The 3899-nt window shown below is 47.5% G+C and carries 4 protein-coding genes; 1 reads left to right on the forward strand and 3 read right to left on the reverse strand.

What is annotated here, in order from left to right:
* Positions 1-1213: FAD-linked oxidase C-terminal domain-containing protein (locus RMO84_RS10685; protein WP_310488446.1), on the reverse strand; the 1213-nt coding region annotated here is incomplete at its 3' end.
* A gap of 146 nt (positions 1214-1359) precedes the next feature.
* Between RMO84_RS10685 and RMO84_RS10690 the strand changes: the two genes are divergently transcribed.
* Positions 1360-2004, forward strand: a complete 645-nt coding sequence (locus tag RMO84_RS10690; RefSeq protein WP_310488447.1) for a Crp/Fnr family transcriptional regulator — start codon at positions 1360-1362, stop codon at positions 2002-2004.
* Positions 2005-2065: 61 nt separating this feature from the next.
* On the opposite strand, the gene RMO84_RS10695 is transcribed toward RMO84_RS10690, so the two are convergent.
* Both RMO84_RS10695 and RMO84_RS10700 read right to left on the reverse strand, forming a co-directional pair.
* Positions 2066-2782 carry a bifunctional sterol desaturase/short chain dehydrogenase gene (locus RMO84_RS10695; RefSeq protein WP_310488448.1) on the reverse strand — a complete coding sequence of 239 codons (717 nt, stop codon included), beginning with the start codon at positions 2780-2782 and terminating at the stop codon, positions 2066-2068.
* Between the two features lie 49 nt (positions 2783-2831).
* The coding region (locus RMO84_RS10700) for an arginine decarboxylase (RefSeq protein ID WP_310488449.1) at positions 2832-3899 on the reverse strand (1068 nt) is incomplete at its 5' end.

The following is a 3899-nucleotide window of genomic DNA, read 5'->3' on the forward strand; positions in this document are numbered from 1 at the left end:
CTACTTGCTCTAACGCGCCATCTTCAGCATTGTTGTACAAAATTAAGGGGTGGAGATTGCCATCACCAGCATGGAAGACATTCGCAACATCGTACCCGTATTTTGTGCCTAGTTTCTCGATTTCTTGGAGTACGTAGGATAGTTGCGTGCGGGGAATTACCCCATCCTGTACATAATAATTGGGGCTGATTTTGCCCATCGCAGCAAAGGCGGCTTTACGCCCCTTCCACAGCCGCAACCGTTCTTCTGGCTCGGTAGCAACGGTAATGTCGCGCGCCCCATTCTCGCGGCAAATTTCCGCAATGCGGGCTTGATTGGTGGCGACTTCTACTGCCGAGCCGTCGATTTCGACGAGGAGGATGGCGACGGCATCGCGAGGATAACATTTGGTGGCAACGACATCTTCGACAGCATTGATGCTGAAGTTGTCCATCATCTCGATCCCTGCGGGGATGATACCCGCGCCGATGATGCCGGAAACTGCGCTGCCAGCCGCTTCAACGCTAGCAAAATCTGCTAGCAGGACACAGATTGATGCGGGCGTTTTGAGGATTTTGAGGGTGACTTCGGTGGCGATGCCGAGGGTGCCTTCGGATCCGACGAATAAACCCGTCAGATCGTATCCTGGCATTTCAGCAATTTCCCCACCGAGATCGACGATATCGCCGCTGGGAATAACGACTTTTAAGCCGAGGACATGGTTGGTAGTCACGCCATATTTGAGACAGTGAACGCCGCCAGAATTTTCGGCAATATTACCACCGATCGAACAGATAATCTGACTGGAAGGATCGGGCGCATAATAAAAGCCGCCGCCACTGACGGCTTGAGTCACCCAATTATTAATAACGCCAGGTTGGACGACGACGCGTTGATTCTCTAGATCTACTTTGAGGATCTGATTCATCAATGCCGTGACGATTAACACGCAATTTTCCACAGGTAACGCGCCACCCGATAAACCAGTCCCCGCTCCCCGAGCGATCCAAGCTACGTTATTTTCATCGCAAATTTTTACCGCCGCTGCGACTTGCTCAGTCGTCTTAGGCAAAATCACCAACGCAGGACGTTCGCGATAGCTAGTCAAGCCATCGCACTCATAAGTAATTAATTCTTCTCGCCGCTGAATGATGCCTTTGATACCGACGACTGCTGTTAGTTGTGCAATAATCGGAGTCCAGTTACGTTCTGTAGATTTTTCGGCAAGTAGCATACGATCGGGGCTAAGGGCTTAAGGACATCTGTCTTAATTATCAATTATCAACTATTAATTATCAATTCCTAACTAGCCTTAATCTCTCCATTACCTCGATTTTACCTTGACCGAGTAATCTGAATTCAGATTTTGGAGCGAAAATTATGCTGTCGATCGTTCAAAGTACAGACCTAGATTACTCAACACAACAGCAACAACAGCCTTCGGTACTCAGTAAGCGGCTATATTTCCACACCAAAGGCGATGAAATCCCCTTGTTTCCAGAGGGGGTGTGGCAAGTTACTCAGGGGTTAGTACAACTGAGTGCTAACTATGAGGATGGCGAGCAAGTTTTATTTGGTTGGGCGGCGACAGGAGCCTGGTTTGGCACTCAAGGCTCGGAAACAATCGACTATCAAGCGATCGCGTTGTCACCTGTCTATTTACGCTGGTTGCGACTTGATGAAATTGAGGGTTCGATGCGGTTGTCGCAACTTTTGCTCCCCCAATTATCCAAGCGGATGCGTCAAGCAGAAATGCTGCTGATTATCAACGGTCGCCGTCATACGATCGAACGTTTAAAAGGTCTACTATCATTGCTCCGAGATGAGCTGGGTGAATCGTTGCCCAACGCTCAGACACGGATTAATTATAAGTTTACCCATCAACAGCTCGCGAGCGCGATCGGGACGACTCGCGTGACTGTCAGTCGCATGATGGCTCAGTTTCAAGCTAAAGGGTTAATGACACTCGATCGCCACCGGCATTTAATTTTAGATAATAGCTATTTTAGTAATATCGGTAATTAGATCGACGCGTGTAATTAAGACCCCCGACTTCTTGAAGAAGTCGGGGGTCTTAGATTTAAACCTACGCAATATTTCCATGCTTAGTAAATAGCTTAAAATACCAAGATTGACAGAATTCTTTAATAGGAAATAGCAGATAAGTCAGTGGATTAATCGTGACGATAATATTTCGCACATCTCGCTGGGCGAGAAAGATAATTGCCCGCGCCACCCAAGGTGCTGACATAACACCATAGGGATTGAGCTGACTTTTGAAAGGGCCTAAGATTAATTTCCGCACGATACAGGGTGCATCCAATCGCAACAATGTCATCGAGTCGCCCAGGGTGCGTTTCGATAGTTCGTATAATGGACTTAAAGCTGGATTCACTTCGGCTTCGCTCGTATTGACCCATAGTTCTTTAGTCGATCGATTTTTAGCATCTGCAACCGTACTAAAAAATATTTCTGCTAGTCGAAGTGCCGAAAAAGTATTAACTTCAAATGACTTGCTAATTGCACTAAAAGAGCGATCGCCATAGACGTTGATCCCATGATTGATAATGAGAATATCTACTTCTTGCAGGTGCGGTAATAATTCAGCTTCCGATCCTAACTGCCAAGCTAAAACAGTGACACCGTCTGGAAAAATGGTTGTTAAATTCGTGGTGATGGCAAGGATTTTGGCATCTCGAACAGATAACTCCTCGATTAATGCCCGTCCCAATGCACCCGAGGCACCTGTCACAGCAACTACTTTGCCGGTTAACGAGATCGACTGAGGTGCATTATCTGTCATAACTAATTATTGATGTTGTTAATTAAAGATCTCATTCCGACGCACTAAATTAACAATCGACGATCGCGATTGTAGCTAAGTCCAAATCGCTACAACCCGCAACCTCACCGCCTAAATCTAATACCTGTTGCAAGTAGTCTAGCGCAGCGGCAGTAATTATTTCACCAGGCATCACGATCGGAATTCCGGGTGGATACGGACAGATCGCTTCGGAACTAATTTTACCAACAGCATCGTCGATCGATACCCGCAGATGACGAGATCGATCGGCTTGGCGCGGTGTCATCGCCATCGTAGTCAAAATACTCGCTGGTGGCTCGATTACTGGTAAGGAGATCGCGCTGTCTTGACGATAATTTGTCGCTAAATCGGTAAATGCAGCTACCAATCGATCGATATCAGCTTGCGTATTTCCCAAGCTGATGATAAACGTCACATGGCGCAACGATGGCAATTCGGCAACCACACCTAACTTGTCAGTTAAAATTTCATCGGCAGCAAAACCAGTCAGATTTAAACCCGTAACTGTCACTGTCAATCGCGTGGGGTCGAAATAGTAACAGCCGGTAGTAGCTGCATCTACAGCAACTACCGAGAGTCCCTCTATCTGCGAAATCTGCGCTCTGGCGATCTTGGCTAACTCGATCGTTCGTGACATTAATTCTTTACCATGTAACGCCATTTGCTTACGCGCTCCATCGAGGGAAGCTAGTAGTAAATAACTGGGACTGGTAGTTTGAATCGATCGCAAACAGCGGCTGAGACGATCTCGATCGATCCGGCTCCCGTTGACATGTAACATTGCTGATTGTGTCAGCGCACCCAATAATTTATGCGTCGATTGTACGCTCAGATCGGCACCGAGACTCAATGCCGACTGCGGGAGATCGGGATGAAAGCCAAAATGCGCGCCATGCGCTTCATCTATCAATAACGGCAGATCGTAGCTATGCACGATCTCCGCAATGGCACCCAGATCGCCACCTACGCCGTAATAAGTCGGATAGACCATCATCACAGCCTTGGCATCGGGATGCTGCTCTAGGGCGAATTGAACGGCGGCTGGTGTAATGCTATGTGCGATATCTAAGTCTCGATCGTAGCTGGGATTGACAAA

It is taken from the genome of Chamaesiphon sp. VAR_69_metabat_338, assembly GCF_031423935.1.
Lineage (GTDB): Bacteria > Cyanobacteriota > Cyanobacteriia > Cyanobacteriales > Chamaesiphonaceae > Chamaesiphon.